This window comes from Amycolatopsis iheyensis (assembly GCF_024703995.1).
GTDB classification, from domain to species: domain Bacteria; phylum Actinomycetota; class Actinomycetes; order Mycobacteriales; family Pseudonocardiaceae; genus Amycolatopsis; species Amycolatopsis iheyensis.
Genome location: NZ_JAMXQV010000020.1, coordinates 78,149 through 97,408, shown reverse-complemented (window position 1 = coordinate 97,408; position 19,260 = coordinate 78,149). Strand labels below are relative to the sequence as shown.

General features: G+C 70.1%; 17 protein-coding genes. 10 read left to right on the top strand and 7 right to left on the bottom strand.

What is annotated here, in order from left to right:
* The first annotated feature begins 139 nt into the window (after positions 1 to 139).
* Positions 140 to 1,138, top strand: coding sequence for a LacI family DNA-binding transcriptional regulator (locus tag M8542_RS32950; RefSeq protein ID WP_257924205.1), 999 nt, complete (start codon positions 140 to 142; stop codon positions 1,136 to 1,138).
* Between the two features lie 425 nt (positions 1,139 to 1,563).
* On the opposite strand, the gene M8542_RS32945 is transcribed toward M8542_RS32950, so the two are convergent.
* Entirely contained in the window at positions 1,564 to 2,715 is a 1,152-nt protein-coding gene (locus tag M8542_RS32945; RefSeq protein WP_257924204.1) for an AAA family ATPase, read from the bottom strand.
* Between the two features lie 151 nt (positions 2,716 to 2,866).
* Between M8542_RS32945 and M8542_RS32940 the strand changes: the two genes are divergently transcribed.
* The 7 genes from M8542_RS32940 to M8542_RS32910 are packed head-to-tail and all read left to right on the top strand — an operon-like array spanning position 2,867 to position 11,915.
* On the top strand, positions 2,867 to 4,888 hold the full coding sequence (locus M8542_RS32940) for a fibronectin type III domain-containing protein (protein ID WP_257924203.1): 2,022 nt from the start codon (positions 2,867 to 2,869) through the stop codon (positions 4,886 to 4,888).
* Complete coding sequence (locus tag M8542_RS32935; protein WP_257924202.1) at positions 4,857 to 5,753, top strand: carbohydrate ABC transporter permease; 897 nt, start codon at positions 4,857 to 4,859, stop codon at positions 5,751 to 5,753. The genes M8542_RS32940 and M8542_RS32935 overlap by 32 nt, the downstream gene beginning before the upstream one ends.
* An 8-nt stretch (positions 5,754 to 5,761) precedes the next feature.
* A complete protein-coding gene (locus M8542_RS32930; protein WP_257924201.1) occupies positions 5,762 to 6,640 on the top strand; it encodes a carbohydrate ABC transporter permease in 879 nt (292 codons plus the stop codon).
* Positions 6,637 to 8,910, top strand: coding sequence for a glycosyl hydrolase family 95 catalytic domain-containing protein (locus M8542_RS32925; protein WP_257924200.1), 2,274 nt, complete (start codon positions 6,637 to 6,639; stop codon positions 8,908 to 8,910). The genes M8542_RS32930 and M8542_RS32925 overlap by 4 nt, the downstream gene beginning before the upstream one ends.
* Positions 8,910 to 9,863 (top strand): acetylxylan esterase, encoded by a 954-nt coding sequence (locus M8542_RS32920; RefSeq protein WP_257924199.1) that lies wholly within the window; start codon positions 8,910 to 8,912, stop codon positions 9,861 to 9,863. The genes M8542_RS32925 and M8542_RS32920 overlap by 1 nt, the downstream gene beginning before the upstream one ends.
* A complete protein-coding gene (locus tag M8542_RS32915; RefSeq protein ID WP_257924198.1) occupies positions 9,860 to 11,215 on the top strand; it encodes an ABC transporter substrate-binding protein in 1,356 nt (451 codons plus the stop codon). Before M8542_RS32920 ends, M8542_RS32915 begins: the two co-directional genes overlap by 4 nt.
* Positions 11,216 to 11,243: 28 nt before the next feature.
* Entirely contained in the window at positions 11,244 to 11,915 is a 672-nt protein-coding gene (locus tag M8542_RS32910; protein ID WP_257924197.1) for a GntR family transcriptional regulator, read from the top strand.
* Between the two features lie 194 nt (positions 11,916 to 12,109).
* Here the strand turns inward: M8542_RS32910 and M8542_RS32905 are convergent, their stop codons facing one another.
* On the bottom strand, positions 12,110 to 12,664 hold the full coding sequence (locus M8542_RS32905) for a snapalysin family zinc-dependent metalloprotease (protein WP_257924196.1): 555 nt from the start codon (positions 12,662 to 12,664) through the stop codon (positions 12,110 to 12,112).
* Between the two features lie 175 nt (positions 12,665 to 12,839).
* Positions 12,840 to 13,331, bottom strand: coding sequence for a winged helix-turn-helix transcriptional regulator (locus M8542_RS32900; protein WP_257924195.1), 492 nt, complete (start codon positions 13,329 to 13,331; stop codon positions 12,840 to 12,842).
* A 102-nt stretch (positions 13,332 to 13,433) separates the two neighbouring features.
* On the opposite strand from M8542_RS32900, the gene M8542_RS32895 reads away from it, so the two are divergent.
* Both M8542_RS32895 and M8542_RS32890 read left to right on the top strand, forming a co-directional pair.
* Positions 13,434 to 14,138, top strand: coding sequence for an SDR family oxidoreductase (locus M8542_RS32895; protein WP_257924194.1), 705 nt, complete (start codon positions 13,434 to 13,436; stop codon positions 14,136 to 14,138).
* Positions 14,139 to 14,258: 120 nt separating this feature from the next.
* Complete coding sequence (locus M8542_RS32890; protein ID WP_308210309.1) at positions 14,259 to 14,822, top strand: TetR/AcrR family transcriptional regulator; 564 nt, start codon at positions 14,259 to 14,261, stop codon at positions 14,820 to 14,822.
* Between the two features lie 7 nt (positions 14,823 to 14,829).
* Here M8542_RS32890 and M8542_RS32885 read toward each other — a convergent pair whose 3' ends face one another.
* Genes M8542_RS32885 through M8542_RS32870 form a run of 4 tightly spaced genes read right to left on the bottom strand, consistent with a single transcriptional unit; the run spans position 14,830 to position 19,254 of the window.
* Complete coding sequence (locus M8542_RS32885; RefSeq protein WP_257924192.1) at positions 14,830 to 15,234, bottom strand: nuclear transport factor 2 family protein; 405 nt, start codon at positions 15,232 to 15,234, stop codon at positions 14,830 to 14,832.
* A gap of 54 nt (positions 15,235 to 15,288) precedes the next feature.
* A complete protein-coding gene (locus M8542_RS32880; protein WP_257924191.1) occupies positions 15,289 to 16,179 on the bottom strand; it encodes a phosphotransferase family protein in 891 nt (296 codons plus the stop codon).
* Between the two features lie 16 nt (positions 16,180 to 16,195).
* Positions 16,196 to 16,984, bottom strand: a complete 789-nt coding sequence (locus tag M8542_RS32875) for a siderophore-interacting protein (protein WP_257924190.1) — start codon at positions 16,982 to 16,984, stop codon at positions 16,196 to 16,198.
* Complete coding sequence (locus M8542_RS32870; protein WP_257924189.1) at positions 16,981 to 19,254, bottom strand: ATP-binding cassette domain-containing protein; 2,274 nt, start codon at positions 19,252 to 19,254, stop codon at positions 16,981 to 16,983. Before M8542_RS32870 ends, M8542_RS32875 begins: the two co-directional genes overlap by 4 nt.
* Positions 19,255 to 19,260 lie beyond the last annotated feature (6 nt).

Sequence of the window (19,260 nt, the reverse complement as noted above, 5' to 3'; positions counted from 1 at the left end):
AGCGACGGTGGGGCCCGCTCACCGGGGTGATCGGAGTCACCGCGGGAGCCTTGAGGTACTTTTTACATCGTTGGAACAACGTTGTAAACCGGCAAAATGTCGCTATGCTTCGTGCTCACCACCTGAGAAGGAGCCGCCCGTGACCGTGACGCTCAAAGACGTCGCCACGCTCGCCGGAGTGTCGGTGAAGACGGTGTCGAACGTGGTGAACGGCTACGCCTTCGTGAAGCCGGAAAACCGCCGCCGCGTCGAAGAAGCCCTGGCGGCGACCGGTTACCGGCCGAACGTCGGAGCACGCAACCTGCGTCGCGGGCGCACGGGGTTCCTGGCGCTGATGGTGCCGGAGCTGTCGATCCCGTACTTCGGCGAGCTGGCCGGTCTGGTCATCACGGCGGCGCAGAAGCGCGGGTGGAGCGTCCTGATCGAACAGACGCAGGGCACGCGGTCCCGCGAGCGCGAGACGCTGTTCTCGCTGGGCCCGCACCTGGTCGACGGAGCGCTGGTGCACCCGGAAGCCCTGGAGGCGGCCGACTTCCCGTCGCCGGGGGAGATTCCGCTGGTGATGCTGGGCGAGCACGCGGTCGACGTGCCGATCGATCATGTGGCGATCGACAACGTCCTGGCGGCGCAGACCGCGGTGTCGCACTTGGCCTCGTTGGGGCGGACCCGGATTGCGGCGATCGGGCGCAATCCCGCACGTGGGACGTCTTCGCAGCGTCTGGCCGGCTACCGGTCGGGGTTGTCGGCGGCCGGTCTGTCCTATTCGGACGAGCTGGTGGCACCGGCGGAGAAATGGCACCGCTCGGTGGGCGCGGCGGCGATGCGCTCGTTGCTGGCCCTGCCATCGCCCCCGGACGCGGTGTTCTGCTTCAACGACCTGCTGGCGATCGGCGCGTTGCGCGCGGTGGCGGAGCTGGGGTTGCGGGTACCGGAGGACGTGGCGATCGTGGGGTTCGACAACAACGAGGAGAGCGCGTTCTCGTTGCCGTCGCTGACAACGATCGCCCCGGACAAGATGGCGTTGGCGGAGGCGGCGATCGACCTGGTGCACCGGCGCATCACGGGGGAGAAGACCCTGCCGGCCCAGGACATCCAGACGCCGTTCGCCCTGGAGATCAGGGAGAGCACGCGCGGCTGAGCCCACAACACGAAGCTGGGTGGTCATCCCGTCGCCTGAGGCCAGAAAATCACTTTGAGCCAGGCCCGCAACCACCTCATCGAGGCGCGGAGAAGTACGAAGGCTTGCGGGCCTGGCTCAAAGTGATAGGCCTCGATCAGGCGACGGGATGACCACCCAGCGACCCCCTCGACAACGTGACGGGACTGTGGGAGCCCCGGTCATCCCGGAGCCTGCCCGTCCGGCGAGGACATTTCTTGAAAGGCCGGAACCGACATCCCCCGCCCCTCCTCGCGGAGTGTTCAGCCGCCGGTTGAGCTTGTCAAGGCGGGAAAGCGTGCCTTGACAAGCTCAACCGCCGACTGAAGGGCGGCGAGGACGAGGGGCGGGGGAGGTCTGGTGATCTCGTGGCCGGCTCGAGTTGCCGGCCGCCGTCGCGGGCACGGTCAGCGCTTCGGCCAGTGCCAGCTCGGCCGGTCCAGCCGCCCCTGCTCGACCAGCTTGGTCTCCCCGTTCTCCTTCTCCAGCTCCACCGCCCCGACCTCCGCCACCTCGGCCAACGCCCTGATCAGCGAAGACGCGTGCGAAACCACCACCAGCTGAGTCTCCTTGGCCGCGGTAGCGATCAAAACAGCCAACGCCGGGAGCAAGTCAGGGTGCAGCGAAGTCTCCGGCTCGTTCAGCACCAACAGCTCAGGCGGCCGCGGCGTCAGCAACGCCGCCACCCACAGCAGGAACCGCAACGTCCCGTCCGACAGCTCCGCCGCCGACAACGGCCGCAGCAACCCGTGCTGGTGGAAGCGCAATGACAGCACGCCGTCCAGCGGCTCCACCGCGAGACGGGATCCCGGGAACGCCGCGTCCACCACCGACGCCAGCTCCGAAGCGCGGCCGATCTCGATGATCGTCTGCAACGCCGATGCCAAGTCGGAACCGTCGTGGGCCAGCACGAACGTGCGGGTTCCCGCCCGGGGCTGGCGGGCCGGCGCCGCCGCGTCCGTGCGGAAGTGGTCGTAGAAGCGCCACGAGCGGATCCGCTCCCGCACCACCAGCAGCTCCGGGCACGCCCGCGGGTCCGCGAACTCGCTCAGCATGCTGTCCGTCAGCCGGATCCGGAACGTCTCTGGATCCCAGCCGCCCGAGGAACCGCGCGTGCGCACCGAAGGGCCGGCCCGGTCCGCCAGCAGGGCAGCCGGGCGAAGCACCGGCCCCGACCAGACCGCCTCCCGCTTGAACTCCGGGTCCAGGTTGAACATCGTCTCGGTCGGCACCGGCAGCCCGAGGTCCAGCGCGTAGCCGAACTCGTCGCCCGCGAAACCCAGCCTGAGGCCGACCGGCTTCGTGCGGACCGTCCCTTGGACACGCCGGCCCGGGTGGGAGCCGTTCTCCGGGCCCGCCCACAACGTCGACGGAAGACCGCCTTCGAGGGCCAACGCGGCCACCGCGCCGTTGCGCGACGCCTCCGCCAGCAGCCGCAGCGCGCGGTACAGGCTCGACTTGCCGCTGCCGTTCGGGCCCGTCACCACCGTCAGCCCGGACAGCGGCAGCACCAGGTCGCGCAGGGAGCGGTAGTTCTCGACGGCCAGCGTGGTGAGCATGCCCCGAACCTAACCGCCACCCCCGACAGTTCAGATTCGTCCGATCTCTGTCCGGTTCGGCCGTTGACAGCCGCGATCGCGAGCAGCAAGAATCTCCAGTCATCGATCCTATAGGATCCACGGTTCGCGCGAAACGAGCCGTGGTCCTCCGATGTCTGACGACCTCGACCTCGAAGGAGTGGTCATGGCAGCACGCGGCAGACGGGCCTTGGGTGCCCTCGCCGGACTGACGGTGATCGCGGGCCTGCTCACCGCGCCCGCCGCGGAAGCCGAACAAGCGACGACCCCGGTCGCCCAGAAGCCCTACCTGGGCTGGAGCAGCTGGAGCCTCGAGTCGACGAACTACCCGGGCGTCAACCCGACCGGCCCGGCCAGCTGGCTCACCGAGGCCCACGTCCTCCAGCAGGCCGACGTCCTCGCCGCGAAGTTCAAGGAGCATGGCTACACCTACGTCAACATCGACGCCGGCTGGTCGAACGGCTTCGACGAGAACGCCCGCCCGGTCGTCAACCCGACGACGTTCCCGGACGGCATGAAGCACGTCGCCGACTACGTCCACAAGAAGGGCCTGAAGCTCGGGTCCTACCTGGCCGTCGGCCTCGACCTCAAGGCCTACAACGACGGCAATTCCCCCATCGCGGGCACCACGAACTGCCACACCAAGGACCTCGTCTACCCCGACCTGCGCAAGACCAACGGCTGGGACTCCGCCTACAAGATCGACTTCACGAACCCGTGCGCCCAGTCCTACGTGGACTCCGTGGCGAAGCTGCTGGCCGGCTGGGGCGTCGACTTCCTCAAGCTCGACGGCGTCGGCCCCGGCTCCTTCAAGGGCGGCGAGAACTACACCAACACTTCCGACGTCGAAGCGTGGCACAAAGCCATCGCGAAGACCGGCCGCCCGATGGAGTTCGTCGTCTCCTGGGCGCTGAGCCACCGCCAGGCCGACGTCTGGCAGGCCAACACCAACGGCTGGCGCGTCGACACCGACGTCGAGTGCTACTGCGACACGCTCGTGACCTGGAACAACTCGGTCAAGCAGCGCTGGAACGACGTCGTGCAGTGGATCCCCGACGCCGGCCCCGGGCACTGGAACAACCTCGACTCCCTCGACGTCGGCAGCGGCAAAATGGACGGCCTCACCCCGGCCGAGCGCCAGAGCTACATGACGCTGTGGGCCATCGAGGCCGCGCCGCTCTACATCGGCGACGACTTGACCCAGCTCGACGACTACGGCGTCAAGCTGCTCACCAACGACGAGGTGATCGCGGTCAACCAGGCCGGGATCCCGGCCAAGCCGGTGAGCCAGACGACCGACCAGCAGGTCTGGTACAACCGCAACGCCGACGGCAGCTACACGGTCGCGCTGTTCAACCTCGCCGCGACGCCCGCCCGCGTCTCCGCCGACCTCGCGCAGCTCGGTATCACCGGCCCGGTCGAGATCCGCGACCTCTGGGCGCACCAGAACGTCGGCACCACCACCGCCGACCTGCCCGTGCACGGTTCGCGGCTGTTCAAGGTCACCCCGCGCGACCGCGGCGCCCTGGCGGCCCCGGCCGTCGTGCACGGCACCGCGGCCACCGGCACCAGCGTTTCCCTCGCCTGGGACGCGTCGAAGGGCGCGCAGAGCTACGACGTCTACGTCAACGGCCGCAAGACCGCCACGACCAGCGACGCGAAAGCCACGGTCACCGGGCTCAAGCCGTCGACGAGCTACGACTTCACGGTCGTCGCCGACCAGCGGCACGGAAGGCCGTCCGCGAACAGCAAGAAGATCAGCGTGACGACGACAGCCGCCGACGGCCCCAAGGCGTACGAGGCCGAGAACGGCAGCCCGCAGGGCGGCGCGACCGTGTACGACTGCAACTGCAGCAACGGCAAGAAGGTCGGCTACCTCGGCGGCAGCGGCTACGTCGTCCTGCCGACGGTCACCGCGGCCAAGGCCGGCACCTACCTGATGCAGTTGTCCTATGTGGACGGCGACTCCAGCCGGACCGGCATCGTCACGGTGAACGGGACGTCGTTCCCGCTGCCGGTCGCCGGCAGCAACGACAACGACTGGAACACGCCGCAGACCGTCACCGTGCCGGTGTACCTCCAGGCCGGGGCCAACACCGTCCAGATCGGCAACCAGGCAGGCTATGTCTACGACGTCGACAAGATCACCGTCTAGGGGCCGGGACGCGCCGATCGCGTGGCTGCTCGTCAGCCCCGCGCTCGGCGGGTTCGCGGTGTTCTTCGCCTACCCGACCCTGCGGGGGCTCTACCTCAGCTTCACCGAGTTCCACGTCCTCACCGAGCCGCGCTGGATCGGGGTGCGCAACTTCGAGGACCTCGTGCGGGACGGCGAGTTCTGGCACTCCCTCTTCGTCACGGTCTACTTCGTGGCGCTGTCGGTGGTGCTCGGGATCCTCGTTTCCCTGGTGACGGCGGTGATCCTGCACCGGCTCGCGGTGTCGGCCACGATCCGCGGGCTGCTGATCCTGCCGTTCCTCATCTCGGGCGTGGTCACCGCGCTGGTCTGGTCGTGGATGCTGGACCCGCAGCTCGGCGTCGTCAACATCGTCCTGGCGAAGCTGACCGGGCACCCGGTCCTGTTCTTCGGCTCCAGCGGCTGGGCAGTGCCGACGCTCGCCGGGCTCAACGTCTGGAAGTCCATGGGCTACAACGCGGTGCTGATCTTCGCCGGGCTGCAGACCATCCCGTCCACTGTGTACGAAGCCGGCCGGATCGACGGCGCGAGCGAGCTCCAGATGTTCCGCCGGCTCACCGTCCCGCTGCTGCGGCCGATCCTGGTGATGGTCGTGGTGCTGACGGTGATCAGCTCGTTCCAGATCTTCGACATCGTCCAGGTGACCACCAAGGGCGGTCCGGCGAACGCGTCGAAGGTGCTGCAGATGTACATCTACGACAAGGCGTTCGGCCAGTTCGACTTCGGCTACGCCGCGACCATGTCGCTGGCCCTGTTCGTGCTGCTGGCCGCCGTCACCTTCGCCCAGCTGAAGCTGGCTCGCGCCGGCGAGTCCGACACCAACTAGGAGGGATCGTGCGCCGGATCTCGCCGGGCCGGGTTGTCGCCTGGGCGTACCTCGTGCTCGTCCTGGTCGTCACGATCTTCCCGTTCTACTGGATCGTGCGGACCGCGCTGTCGAACAACTACGCCCTGGCCACGGACCCGTCGTCACCCGGCCCGGTCGGGTTCACGCTCGGCGCGTTCAAGCGCGCGCTGGGCCTGGCGTCGCCCGCCGAAGCCGCGGCCCAGGGCGGGTCGGCGGCGTCGATCGACCTGCTGTCCGCGCTGCGGAACTCGGTGATCTACGCGGTGCTGCTGACGCTCTGCACAGTGTTCTTCTCCGCACTGGCCGCGTTCGCGTTCTCGCGGCTGCGCTGGAAGGGCCGCAACGCCGTGTTCGCGGTGCTGCTGAGCGCGCTGATGGTGCCGCAGGTGCTGACGCTGCTGCCGAACTTCGTGCTGATCAAGGACCTCGGCCTGCTCAACAGCTTCGGCGGGATGATCCTGCCGACGGCGTTCTTCTCCGCGTTCAACATCTTCTTCCTGCGGCAGTTCATGCTCGGGCTCAGCAATGAAATCGAGGAGGCCGCGATCATCGACGGCGCCGGCCCGCTGCGCGTCTGCTTCCGGATCGTGCTGCCGATGAGTGCGGCCCCGATCGCGACGCTGGCGCTGCTCACGTTCATCAACACCTGGAACGACTACCTGTGGCCGCTGCTGGTCACCAACGACGACACCGTCCGCCCGCTCACCCTGGCGCTCGCGGTGTTCAAGCAGTCCTCGCCGCAGGCGGCGCTGGACTGGGCCGGCCTGATGGCCGCCACGCTCGTCGCCGCACTGCCGATGCTGCTGCTGTTCGTGGTGTTCGGCCGCCGGCTGGTCAATTCCATCGGCTTCACGGGGTTGAAATGACGGATCTCCTGCTCTCCTGGCCGCACCCGGCGGCGGACTGGACCGAAGCGGCGCCGGTCGGCAACGGCCGGCTCGGCGCGATGGTCTTCGGCGGCGCCGGCCGCACGCGGATCCAGGTCAACGACGCCACGGTCTGGTCCGGCACCCCGGGTGGCCCGGCCGCCGCGCTCGCCGGGATCGATGCCGGACCGGACCGCCTCGCCGAGGTGCGCGAGGCCGTGTTCGCGAAGGACTTCCGGCGTGCCGAGGACCTGCTGATGGCGTTCGAAGGGCCCTACAGCCAGGAGTTCCTGCCCTATGTGGACCTCTGGCTGACGCTGCCCGAGGGCGCCTCCCACGGCCGGACCCTCAACCTGGACAACGGCATCGCCGCCGAACAGCTGACCATCGGCGGTCACGAAGTCGTGCGGACGACCTGGGTGAGCCGGCCCGCGCAGGTCCTGTGCGTCGCGCTGTCCGGCCCGGTCGACGTCGAAGTCGATGTGTCGACACCGCTGCGGGAAGCCTCCCGGGACGGCCTCGACCTCGGCATCGAGATCCCGATCGACGGCGCACCGCGGCACGAGCCGCAGGTCGAAGAGCCGCTGCGGTACGGGACCACCGAGGGCTACGACCCGTTCGGCGCGGTTTCGGTCCGGGTCGCCCGGACCGAAACCGGCGTCCTGATCGTCCTGGCCAGCTCGACCAGCGCGTACGACGCCTGGATCGGCGACCGCCAGCACACCCGCGACGAGCACCGGCGTCGCGCGGCCGTCCTCGCCGAACGCGCCGTCGAGACCGGGGCGGCCGAGTTGCGGCGCGCCCACGAAGCCGACCTGCGGCCGCTGCTCGGCGCGTCTTCGCTCCGGATCGGTGACCGCCGCGGCGGCACCCACGACGTCGCCGAGTTGCTGTCCGGCAAGGACGAACAGCTCACCGCGACCGTGCTCTTCCAGTACGGCCGGTACCTCCTGGCGAGCGCGTCCCGGCCCGGCGCGCCGCCGGCCAACCTGCAGGGCATCTGGAACGACGACCCGCGCCCGGCCTGGTCGTCGAACTACACGATCAACATCAACACCCAGATGAACTACTGGGCCGCCGAAACCACCGGGCTCGGCGAATGCCACCGCCCGCTGTTCGACCTGCTCGGCAAGCTGGCGGTCACCGGCGCCGACGTCGCCCGCGAGCTGTACGGGACCCGCGGCTGGGTCACCCACCACAACACCGACCCGTGGGGCTGGGCGCTGCCGGTCGGCATGGGTCACGGCAACCCGTCGTGGGCGATCTGGCCGATGGGTGGCGCGTGGCTGGTCCAGCACGCCTGGGAGCACTACGACTTCACCCGGGACCTCGGCTTCCTGGCGGCGACGGCGTGGCCGCTGCTGCGCGGCTGCGCCGAGTTCTGCCTGGACTGGCTGGTCGAGCGCGACGGCTTCCTCGAGACGTGCCCGTCGACGTCCCCGGAGAACCTGTTCCTTTCCGAAGCCGGGACGAAGGAGTCGCTGACGCACTCGGTGACGATGGACGTCGCGTTGATCCGCGCGGTGTTCGAGCGCAGCCTCGCGGCGATGAACGCCCTGGCCGTGCACGACCCGCTGTACGCCGAGATCGAGGCCGCGCTGCCCCGGCTGCGCCCGCTGCCCGTCCTGCCCGACGGCCGGCTGGGGGAGTGGGCGTCGGACCTGCCCGAGGCGGACTCGACGCACCGGCACCTGTCCCACCTGGTGGCGCTGTACCCGCTCGGGCTGATCGACGCGGACCTGGCGGACGCGGCCCGCCGGGTCCTGGACCGGCGCGGGCCGGGCGCGATGGGCTGGTCGTGGGCCTGGAAGATCGCGCTGCGGGCCCGGCTCGGCGACGGCGAGACCGCGCGGAAGCTGCTGAGTGAGGCATTCCAGCCGTTCACCGGCGACCGGCACCGCGACGCGCCGTTCGACGGCTCCGAGTGGGGTGGGCTGCTGCCCAACCTGTTCAGCACGCACCCGCCGTTCCAGATCGACGGCAACTACGGCTTCCCGGCCGGCCTCGCGGAACTCGTGCTGCAGAGCCAAAACGGCGTGCTCTCGTTACTCCCGGCCTTGCCCGCGGACTGGTCCGAAGGCGAGGCACGCGGGCTGCGGTGCCGGGGCGGGCTCGCCGCCGACGTCGAGTGGCGGGACGGCGAACTGCGCTACGCCGTCGTGCGGCGGCTGTCCGGTGACCCGGCCGAGCCGGTCCGAGTGCGCTACCGCGGCCGGGAGACCGAGCTGTGGCTGCGAACCGGCGAATCGACCGTCCTGAAAGGACTCTGATGCAGACCGACCTCGGCCTCGACGCGCTGTGGGAGTACCGCAGCGACTACGCGGCGCCGCTGGACTTCGACGCCTTCTGGACGTCGACGCTCGCCGAAGCCCGCGACCACGACCTGGCTCTCAAGCTGACTCCGGTGGACACGCCCCTGCGGACGCTCGACGTTTTCGACGTGACGTTCGCCGGTTTCGGGGGCCACCCGATCCGTGCCTGGCTGCGGGTGCCTCGCGGCGTCGAAGGGCCGTTGCCGGCGATCGTCCAGTTCCACGGCTACGGCGGCAGCCGGGGAAGCGCTCTCCAGGAGCTGCACTGGGCCTCCGCCGGGTACGCGCACCTGCAGGTCGACGTCCGCGGGCAGGGTGGCGTGACGCCCGACCCGGTGGGCAGCGGACCGGCGTACCCGGGGCACCTGACCCGCGGCATCGAGAGCCGCGAAACCTACGTCTACCGAAGGATCTTCACCGACGCGGCGCGCGCGGTCGACGCTGCCCGGGCGTTGCCCCAGGTCGACCCGGCGCGGGTGGCCGTGCTCGGCAACAGCCAGGGCGGCGGCATCGCCCTCGCCACGGCCGGGCTCGTCCCGGACGTCGCGGCGTTGCACGCGCAAGCGCCGTTCCTCTGCGACTTCCGTCGCGCGAGCCTGATCGGCGGAGAACGGCCGTACGTCGAGCTGTCCCGCTTCCTCGCCGATCACCGGGACGCGGTCGGGCGGGTCTTCGAGACACTGTCCTATTTCGACGGTCTCGGGTTCGCTTCGCGTGCGACGGCACCGGCCTGGTTCAGCGCCGGGTTGATGGACGGCATCGTGCCGCCGTCCACGGTGTTCGGCGCCTACCACGTCTACAAAGGACCGAAGCAGCTCGCCGTCTGGGAATACAACGGCCACGAAGCCGGTGGCCCCGACGACATTCAGGCGGTACTCGAAGGATTCCGGCCCATTCTGGAGTTGACATGAAGTTGCGCACCCTCACCGCCGCCGGATTGGCGGCGACCCTCGGAGCGCTCGTGGCCGCCTGCGGTGGCGGTTCGGCGAGCGGCAGCGGGTCCACCGTGAACTGGTGGACCTGGGACGACAAGCAGGCGGCGGCGTACCAGACGTGCGCGTCGGCCTTCGAGAAGGCCAACCCCGGCACCACGGTGAAGATCACGCAGTACAACGTGGACGACTACTTCACCAAGCTGACCGCCGGGTTCGTCGGCGGGACCGCGCCCGACGCGTTCCAGAACAGCGTCCAGTACTTCCAGGCGTACGCGTCCCAGCACCAGCTGCTGCCGCTCGACGACCTGATCGCCCGCGACAAGTTCGACCTGAAGCGGTTTTCCGTCGGCGTCGACTCGTGGAAGTTCACCGACGGCAAGCAGTACGCGCTGCCGCTCGACTGGTCCGCGACCGGGCTGTACTACAACACCGACGCGATCACGAAGGCCGGCTACACACCGGCGGACCTGGCGAAGCTGACCTGGAACCCCGACGACGGCGGCACGTTCGAGAAGGTCGCGGCGCACCTGTCCGTGGACAAGAACGGCGTCCGGGGCGACCAGCCCGGGTTCGACAAGGACCACGTCGCGACCTACGGCACCGGGCAGCTCGCGTCGCGGGACTTCATCGGCGAGGCGACGTGGAGCTCGTTCGCCATGACCACCGGCTGGCGGCTCGCCGACAAGCAGTCCTGGCCGACGACGTTCAGCTACGGCGACCCGGTGTTCGCGAAGACCCTGCGCTGGGTGCGATCGCTGACCGACCGCGGGTTCGCGCCGAAGCTCGGCACGTTCACCACCGGCGGCCAGGCGACCATCAGCGACGTCGACCTGATCGGGTCGGGCAAGGTGGCGATGGAGACCGCGGGCTCGTGGTCGGCGGGCACGTTCGCCAAGCTGCCCGGGGTGAAGGTCGGCATCGCGCCGACCGTGCTCGGCACTTCCGGCAAGCGCGCGGCGCTGACCAACTCGAACGGCAACAACATCTGGGCCGGCACCAAGAACCCCGACCTGACCTGGAAGTGGGTGTCCTACATGGGTTCGCCGGAGTGCCAGTCCGCGGCCGGGGCGAGCGGCACGTTCTTCCCGTCGATCCCGGCGTCGATGGACGCGGCCGCGGCGGCCATGCGGGGCCAGGGTGTCGACTTGTCGGTGTTCACCACGATGATGAAGGACGGCTCGCTCGTCCCGGCGGTCGTCTACGGCAACGGCGCGGCCCTGCAGGACGCGGAACGGCCGCTGTTCGAGGCGTACTTCGCGCATCAGCGCGACGACGACGTCTTCGCGGAGATGGCGTCGAAGAGCCGGGACGTCCTGGCCAAGCAGTAGCCTGTAGTCACCACACGTGAGGGGAGCCATGGTGGAGGGTCGCCGCCTCGAAGCCCTGCCGGGCCGGCAGGTGCTGGCGGACGGCGTCTACGAGCAGATCCGGGCGCTGATCATGAACGACGGCATCGAGCCCGGCGCCCGCGTCAACATCGACGAGATCGCCCGCGAGCTGGGCGTGTCGGGCACGCCGGTGCGCGAGGCGCTGGCGCGGCTGGAGTCGGAGGAGCTCGTCAGCCGGCTCCCGCTGCGCGGCTACCGCGTCACGGAACTGCTGAACCGCAAGGAAGTCGACGACATGTACGCGTTGCGGCTGCTGCTGGAGCCGCCGTCGGCGGCCCGCGCGGCGGCGGCGATGTCGGCCGCGAACGTGGCTCTGCTGGAGGCGGAGCTGGCGACGTGCCCGGCGGCGCCGGCGGAGGACGCGTACAGCGACTACAAGGCGTTGACGGCGCACGACCAGCGGCTCCACGAGCTGATCCTGCGCCTGGCCGGCAACGTGGCGGTGGAGCAGGCGTTCGCCCGCACCCACTGCCACCTGCACTTCTTCCGGCTGAACTACAACCAGCCGTTCGGCGAGCAGACGATCTCGGAGCACAGCCTGATCGTGAACGCCCTGATCGCGGGAAACGCTTCGGCTGCGCGAAAGGCGATGACGGATCACCTGGAAGTGGCGCGGGATCGCCTGCTGTCCCGCCTCTGACGTGACAGAAGGGTCGACACGCGTGATTCAGCGGTCGACACGCGTGATTGAAGGGTCGACACGGCCGCGAAGTCGTGTCGACCCTCCAAACACGCGAGTTGACTCCCCAATCACGCGTGTCGACCTTTTCCGCACGTGCGAAGGCCGCACCGGGCGTACCCGGTGCGGCCTCCCCCGACGACGTCAGACCTGGGTCACTTGACCGGCATGGTCACTTCGTAGATGCGGTGCTGCTGAGCGGCCGCCGCGCGGAAGCCGTTGGCCCACAGGGATTCCACCTGCGCGGACTCCTCCGCGTTCGGGTTCGCGTTGGTGCACGACGGGCCGGGGCCGCCACCCGACATCAGCTCCGAGCACGGGCCCTCGTAGTGGTCCGGCAGACCCAGCGCGTGCCCGGTCTCGTGGGCGGTGATGCGGGTCTGGTTGTACTGCTCGGCCTGGGTGTAGTCGATGAAGATCGTGCCGCTGCCGTGGCCGTCGGTCTGGGCGTACGAGCCGCGCGGGTCGTTGCCCTCCGTGTAGTGCAGCGTCGCGCCCGAAGAGCTTTCCTGGAGCTTGACGTTCGACACCGCCGCGTTCCAGTTGGCGGCGCCCGCGTTGATCTGGTCGCGGAAGGTGGGGGCGTCCGAGGTGTCGTAGTAGACGGTCGTGGCCGCTTCCGGAGCCGCGAAGGCCGGGGCGGCGGTCAGCGGGGTCGCGATCATCGCCAGCGCGACGGCGGCACCGGGCAGCAGGTACTTCCTGGACATCGGGACGACTCCTTGCCGTGGGGAATTTGCCGGGTTTGCGCGCGCTGGGTGTCGAACTTACGGAATCGCCCGGCTCTTGTGACCCGACTTTCGTACTGCGCTGCGAACGGTGATTTACCAACCACCACGACTGGTTGACATGCATGGCAGCGCATACGAGGATGCCCCGTCCGGCCTAGCCGACCGGATCCGCCAGCGGGATCTCGCCCTCCGACAGCCATGAGCCGCGCCACGCCAGATCGTCCCTGGCCAGCGGTTTTCCGCAGGCGTCGCACTTCTCGCCCGGGCGCGTGAGCGACCCGCAGGCGCAGTGGACGAGCTGCATCGGGCCGTACGCGTTCTCCGACGTCGTGTGCGCGTCACCCCACGCGCCGAGCGCGTGCAGCACCGGCAACGCGTCCGAGCCGGCCTTCGTGAGCCGGTACTCGTGCCGGGTCCGGCCGCCGTCGCGGTAGGGGAGCTTCGTGAGCAGGCCGCGTTCGACGAGCTTGGCCAGCCGGGTCGTCAGCACGTTGTCGGCGATGCCGAGCTGGGCGCGGAAGTCCTCGAACCGGGTGGTGCCCGCGGTCGCGTTGCGCAGGATCAGCAGCGTCCACGGCTCGGCCAGGACGTCGGCGGCGCGCGCGATCGGGCAGGAGTTGTCCTCGAAGGTGATGCGGCGGCTCATGACTGTGATCCCTCCTACCTGACTTGCTCCAAGCAAGTCTACGTCGTACAGTCGGCTGCAGCTAGCTTGCAATGAGCAAGTCAGGTGCGAGAGGAGCTCGTCATGGAGATCACGGGTGCGGTGGCGCTGGTCACCGGGGCCAATCGGGGGCTCGGCCGGCAGTTCGCCGCCGCTCTCCTCGAGCGCGGCGCGGCCAAGGTCTATGCCGCCGCGCGGAATCCGGAGTCGGTGGATCTGCCGGGAGTCGTGCCGCTCAAGCTCGACGTGACCGACCCGGCGTCGATCCGGGCCGCCGCCGCGGAAGCGGGCGACGTCACGCTGCTGGTCAACAACGCCGGTTCGTCCACCGGCGCGTCGCTGCTCGGGGGTTCGCTGGACGACATCAAGCTGGAGATGGACACGCACTACTTCGGCACCCTCGCGGTGACGCGGGAGTTCGCGCCGATCCTCGAACGCAACGGCGGCGGCGCGGTGCTGAACGTGCTGTCGGTGCTGTCCTGGTTCACCTCGCCGCAGGTCGCGGCGTACTCGGCGGCGAAGTCGGCGGCCTGGTCGCTGACCAACGCGCTGCGCCTGGAGCTGGCGGCGCAGCAGACGCGGGTGACCGCGCTGCACGTCGGCTACATGGACACCGACATGGCCAAGCACGTCGACGGCCCGAAGATCGACCCGGCGCTGGTCGCCGGCCTCGCCCTCGACGGCGTCGAGCAGGGCCGCTTCGAGGTGCTGGCCGACGACGTCAGCCGGAACGTGCGGGCCGGCCTGTCCGGTGACCTCGCCGGGCTGTATCCGGCGCTCGCTTCCTGAGCCCATTCCGCCACCCCGGAAAACGGGGCCGGTAACCGCGGGCGTATGAATGGGCGGGTGCCGGAGAACGTCGAAACCGGAAATGGCCGGACGAGGAATCGCTGGGGCGAAGGCGAGCGGCTGCGCGGGGAGATCCTGGAGGCCGCCGGGCGGTTGCTGGCCGAGCTCGGCGGCGAGGACGGCCTGACGATCCGCGGGGTGGCGCGCGCGGTCGGCATCGCCCCGGCGAGCATCTACCAGCATTTCTCCGATCGTGCGGAATTGGTGCGCGGGCTGCTCGACCACGAATTCGCGCGGCTGGCCGAATCGATGCGTGCGGCCGAGGAGTCACTGGGCGAAACCGACGTCGTCGGCCGCGTTCGCGCGCAGATTCGCGCTTACTGCGCCTTCGCGATGCGGAATCCGGGGCACTACCGCCTGATGCTGGCGAACGGCACGTCCGGCATCGAGCCGGGCACCCGCCCGAAGGGCCCGCTGCTGGACGTCGTCGACCGCCTCACCGCGGGCTTCGAACGCTGTGTGGAGGCGGGCCACGAGCTGCGGGTGACACCGGGCCGCGCGGCGGCGGTGGTGTTCGTCGGCGCGCACGGACGGGTCGCCCTGTTCCACGGCGCGCTCAACCGGACCGGGGCCGAGCTGGTCGAGCCGTTCGTGGACGAGCTGGTGTCGCTGGTCTTCGTCTGATCGCGGGTCAGCCGAAGACCATGCGGTGGCCGCGGGCGGTGTCCATGTACTCGCGCACCCGGTGGATGCGCCCGTCGCGCAGCTCGAACACCAGGCAGTAGTCGTTGGCGTAGTGGTTGCCGTTCGCCAGCGTCGCCGTCATGGTCTCCTCCACGACGACGCGGTCGCCGTCGGCGTGCATGCCGTGGACCGTGACCGCCACGTCGCTGACGAAGAAGCGGGGGAAGTCCACCGCGAGGAACCGCACGATCGCGTCCCGCCCGACCATGTGCGACGTCCCGCCGAGAGCGACCGCGGTGGCGTTTCCCGGCGGCGCCAGCCATTCGGCGTCCTCGGTGAACACCGCGGCGATGCGGTCGGCGTCGTGGCTGGCGAACTCCCGCCAGGCGTGCTGGACGATCTCGCGGCTCATGCCCGCGACCCTAAGTGGCACAGGGGGTTCCGGGCTGGCGAGTTCGCGACTTCATCACACCGCGCGTCGCAGGGCGTCGAGGTCGTCGCTCAAGCGAGCCCTCAGGAAGCGCGCGCGGTCCGCGTCGTCGTAGTGCCGCGGGACCATCTCCACCAGCATGATCAGGTCGAGGTAGACGCGGTAGAGCCCGAGCCGCGCCCACGCCGGCATGCCGAACTCCACCGGGCCGCCCGCCGCGCGGTAGCCGTCCAGGAGCTCGCGGTCGGGTTCGCGGAACAACGTCAGCGAGACGAACTCCGCCACCGGGTCGCCCCAGAAGGCCCGCTCGGCGTCGATGATGCCGGACACCCGGCCGCCGTCGAGCAGGATGTTGCCGTCCCACAGGTCGAAGTGGACCAGCACCGGCGTCGTGACGAGCTCGAGGAGCGGCTCGTGCCGGCGCGTCAGGTGGGCGATCTCGGCGGCCGGGCGGGGCAGCGGGACGCCGTACCGGACGGCGTCGGCCAGGACCGCGTCCATCATCGCCGTGAACGCCGCCGGCCACGTCGGGTGCGGCGGCTCCTGCGGGTAGCCGTACCGGTCGCCGGTGGTCTTGTGCAGCCCGGCGACGATCCCGCCCAGCTCGGCCCGCGCTCGCGGACGAGTGTCGGGCACCTGCGACCACGGGACGCCCGGCAGCTCCGTCATCAGCAGGAACCCGGGCCCGGCGCCGACGACCGACGGCAGCGGCCCGGACGCCAGGCGGTAGTACTCCGCCTCCGTGGCCAGGAGGTCGTGTTCGTGGGACAGACCCGCCGCGACCGGCGCGATCTTCAGCACCAGCCGCCGGCCGTCGGCCAGCCTCAGCCGGATCGCCGTGTTGTAGGTGCCCCCGCCGATGACTTCGCTCGCGACCACCGAAGCCGGGTCGATGCCCGCCGCGGCCAGCGCTTCTTCCGTGCCCACGCCGGCGAGTCTGCCACTAGCCGCCCAGCTTTTCCTGTGCGTCGGCCAGGTCCTCGGGCGTCGGCGCATCGTCCTGGGTCAGCGCGCGCCGCCAGTAGCCGGTGAACTCGACGACGCTCTTGGCGAAGCCCCGCTCCCGCACGAGGTGCCGGCGCAGCGACCGCACCATGCCTGCCTCGCCCGCGAGCCAGGCGGCCGATCCCGGCGCCAGCTCGGCGCCGCGCACGGAGTCGAGCAGCTTGGCCCCGTGGGGCGCGCCGTTCCGGTGCAGCCAGTGGACGGGCAGCGGCTGCTCCTCGGCCGCGTCCGGGATCTCGACGAACACCACCGCGTTGTCCACTTCGGACAGCAGGGTGGCGATGGCGGGCAGCGCGGTCTCGTCCCCGGCCAGCAGCACCGTGTCCGCCTTCGGCACCGGACGGCGGTAGGCGGCGTCCGGCCCGTAGCGGCCCAGGACGTCCCCCGGCGACGCCGTCCGGGCCCACGCCGTCGCCGGGCCGTCCGCGCCGGTGTGCAGCACGAAGTCGACGTCGATCGTGGCGCCGTCCCGGCCGCGCACCGTGTAGCTGCGCATCACCGGCCGCTCGTCCTCGGGGATCGCCAGGTACGCCTGGTACCAGCGCATGACGTCGTCGTCGGCGGACGGCAGCCGCACCGGGCGGCCCGGCGGCGGGAACAGGAGCTTGAGCTGCTGGTCCGGCCACGCGTCCAGCTCGCGCAACCCGGAGCCGGTGAACGTCACGCGCACGGTGCCCGGGGTCACCCGCCGCACCGCCGTCACTTCGAGCAGTCCGGTGGCGTTCACGGCTGCCCCAGGTATTCGCGCAGGTGCCGGGCGGTAAGCGTCGAGGCGTTCTCGACGAGGGACGCCGGCGTGCCTTCGAACACGACGCGGCCGCCGTCGTGACCCGCGCCGGGGCCGAGGTCGATCAGCCAGTCGGCGTGCGCCATCACGGCCTGGTGGTGCTCGATGACGATCACCGTGTTGCCCGCGTCGACGATCCGGTCGAGCAGCGCCAGCAGCTGGTCGACGTCGGCTAGGTGCAGCCCGGTCGTCGGCTCGTCGAGGATGTAGGTCGAGCCCTTCTCGGCCATCCGGATGGCCAGCTTGAGCCGCTGCCGCTCTCCGCCGGACAGCGTGGTCAGCGGCTGCCCGAGCGTCAGGTAGCCGAGGCCGACGTCGCCGAGGCGGTCGAGCACCGTGCGTGCGTTGCCGGACGGGAAGAACTCGCGTGCTTCGGCGACGGACATCGCCAGCACCTCGCTGATGTTCTTGCCGCGCAGCTCGAACATGAGCACCTTGGGCGTGAACCGCCGGCCCTCGCACTCTTCGCAGACCGACGCGACGCCGGCCATCATCGCCAGGTCGGTGTAGATCACGCCGAGCCCCTTGCAGTGCGGGCAGGCGCCTTCGGAGTTGGCGCTGAACAGGCTGGCCTTGACCCCGTTGGCCTTGGCGAAGGCCGCGCGGATCGGGTCGAGCAGGCCGGTGTAGGTCGCCGGGTTGGACCGCCGGGACCCGCGGATCGCCGACTGGTCGACCACGACGACGTCGTCGCGGCCCGCCAGCGAACCGTGGATGAGCGACGACTTCCCGGAGCCCGCCACGCCGGTGACCACGGTCAGCACCCCGAGCGGGACGGCCACGCTGACGTCGCGCAGGTTGTGCAGGCGAGCGCCGGTGATGGAGACGTGCCCGGTGGGCTTCCGGGTGTGGGCCCGCAGTGTCACGCGGTGGTCGAGGTGGCGGCCGGTGAGCGTGCCGGACGCGCGCAGGCCGTCGACGCTGCCGGTGTAGCAGAGCCGGCCGCCGTCGGCGCCCGCGCCGGGCCCGAGGTCGACGACGTGGTCGGCGATCCGGATCGTCTCCGGCTTGTGCTCGACGACGAGGATCGTGTTCCCCTTGTCCCGCAGGCACAACAGCAGGTTGTTCATCCGCTCGATGTCGTGCGGGTGCAGCCCGACGGTCGGCTCGTCGAACACGTAGGTGACGTCGGTGAGGCTGGATCCCAGGTGCCGCACCATCTTCACGCGCTGCGCCTCACCACCGGAGAGCGTCGCGGACTCGCGATCGAGGGAGAGGTAGCCGAGACCGATCTCGACGAGCGAGTCCAGGGTGTCACGCAGGTTGCCCAGCAGCGGCCGGATCGACGGCGCGTCGAGGTTCCGGACGAACTCGGCGAGGTCGCTGATCTGCAGCGCGGCGCAGTCGGCGATGTTCTTGCCGTCGATCTTCGCCGACAGCGCGGCCTGGTTGAGCCGGGCGCCACCGCAGGCGTCACACGTCTTGAACGTCGCGGCCTTCTCGATGAACGCGCGCAGCCGCGGCTGCAGTGACTCGGTGTCCTTCTGCAGGTAGAGCCGCCGGACCTTCACCGCGAGACCTTCGTAAGTGATGTTGGTCTTGCCGACCTTCACCTTGCACGGGCCCTTGTGCAGCAGGTCGGCCAGCTGCTGCGGCGTGAAGTCGCGGATCGGGGTGTCCGGGTCGAAGAAGCCGCACGAGAGGTAGGTCTGCACGTACCAGTTGTCCGGCGTGAAGCCGGGGACGAGGATCGCGCCGTCGTGCAGCGATTTGTCGAAGTCCAGCAGGGCGTCGACGTCGAGGTCGGACACGCGCCCGAGGCCCTCGCAGGCGGGGCACATGCCCTCGGGCAGGTTGAAGCTGAACGCGCCGGACGTGCCGACGTGCGGTTCGCCCAGGCGCGAGAAGGCGATCCGCAGCATGGCGTAGGCGTCGGTCGCGGTGCCGACCGTGGAGCGCGAGTTCGCGCCCATCCGCTCCTGGTCGACGACGATGGCCGCGCTGAGGTTCTCCAGCAGGTCGACGTCCGGGCGCGAGAGGCTCGGCATGAACGACTGGAGGAAGGCGCTGTAGGTCTCGTTGATCAGCCGCTGGGACTCGGCCGCGATGGTGCCGAAGACCAGGGACGACTTGCCGGAGCCGGACACGCCGGTGAACACCGTGAGCCGGCGCTTCGGGATGTCCAGGTCGACGCCGGTCAGGTTGTTCTCCCGGGCTCCCCGGACCTCGATCACGTCGTGGGTGTCGGCGGCCCGCCTGGGTGAGGTCATGCTGTC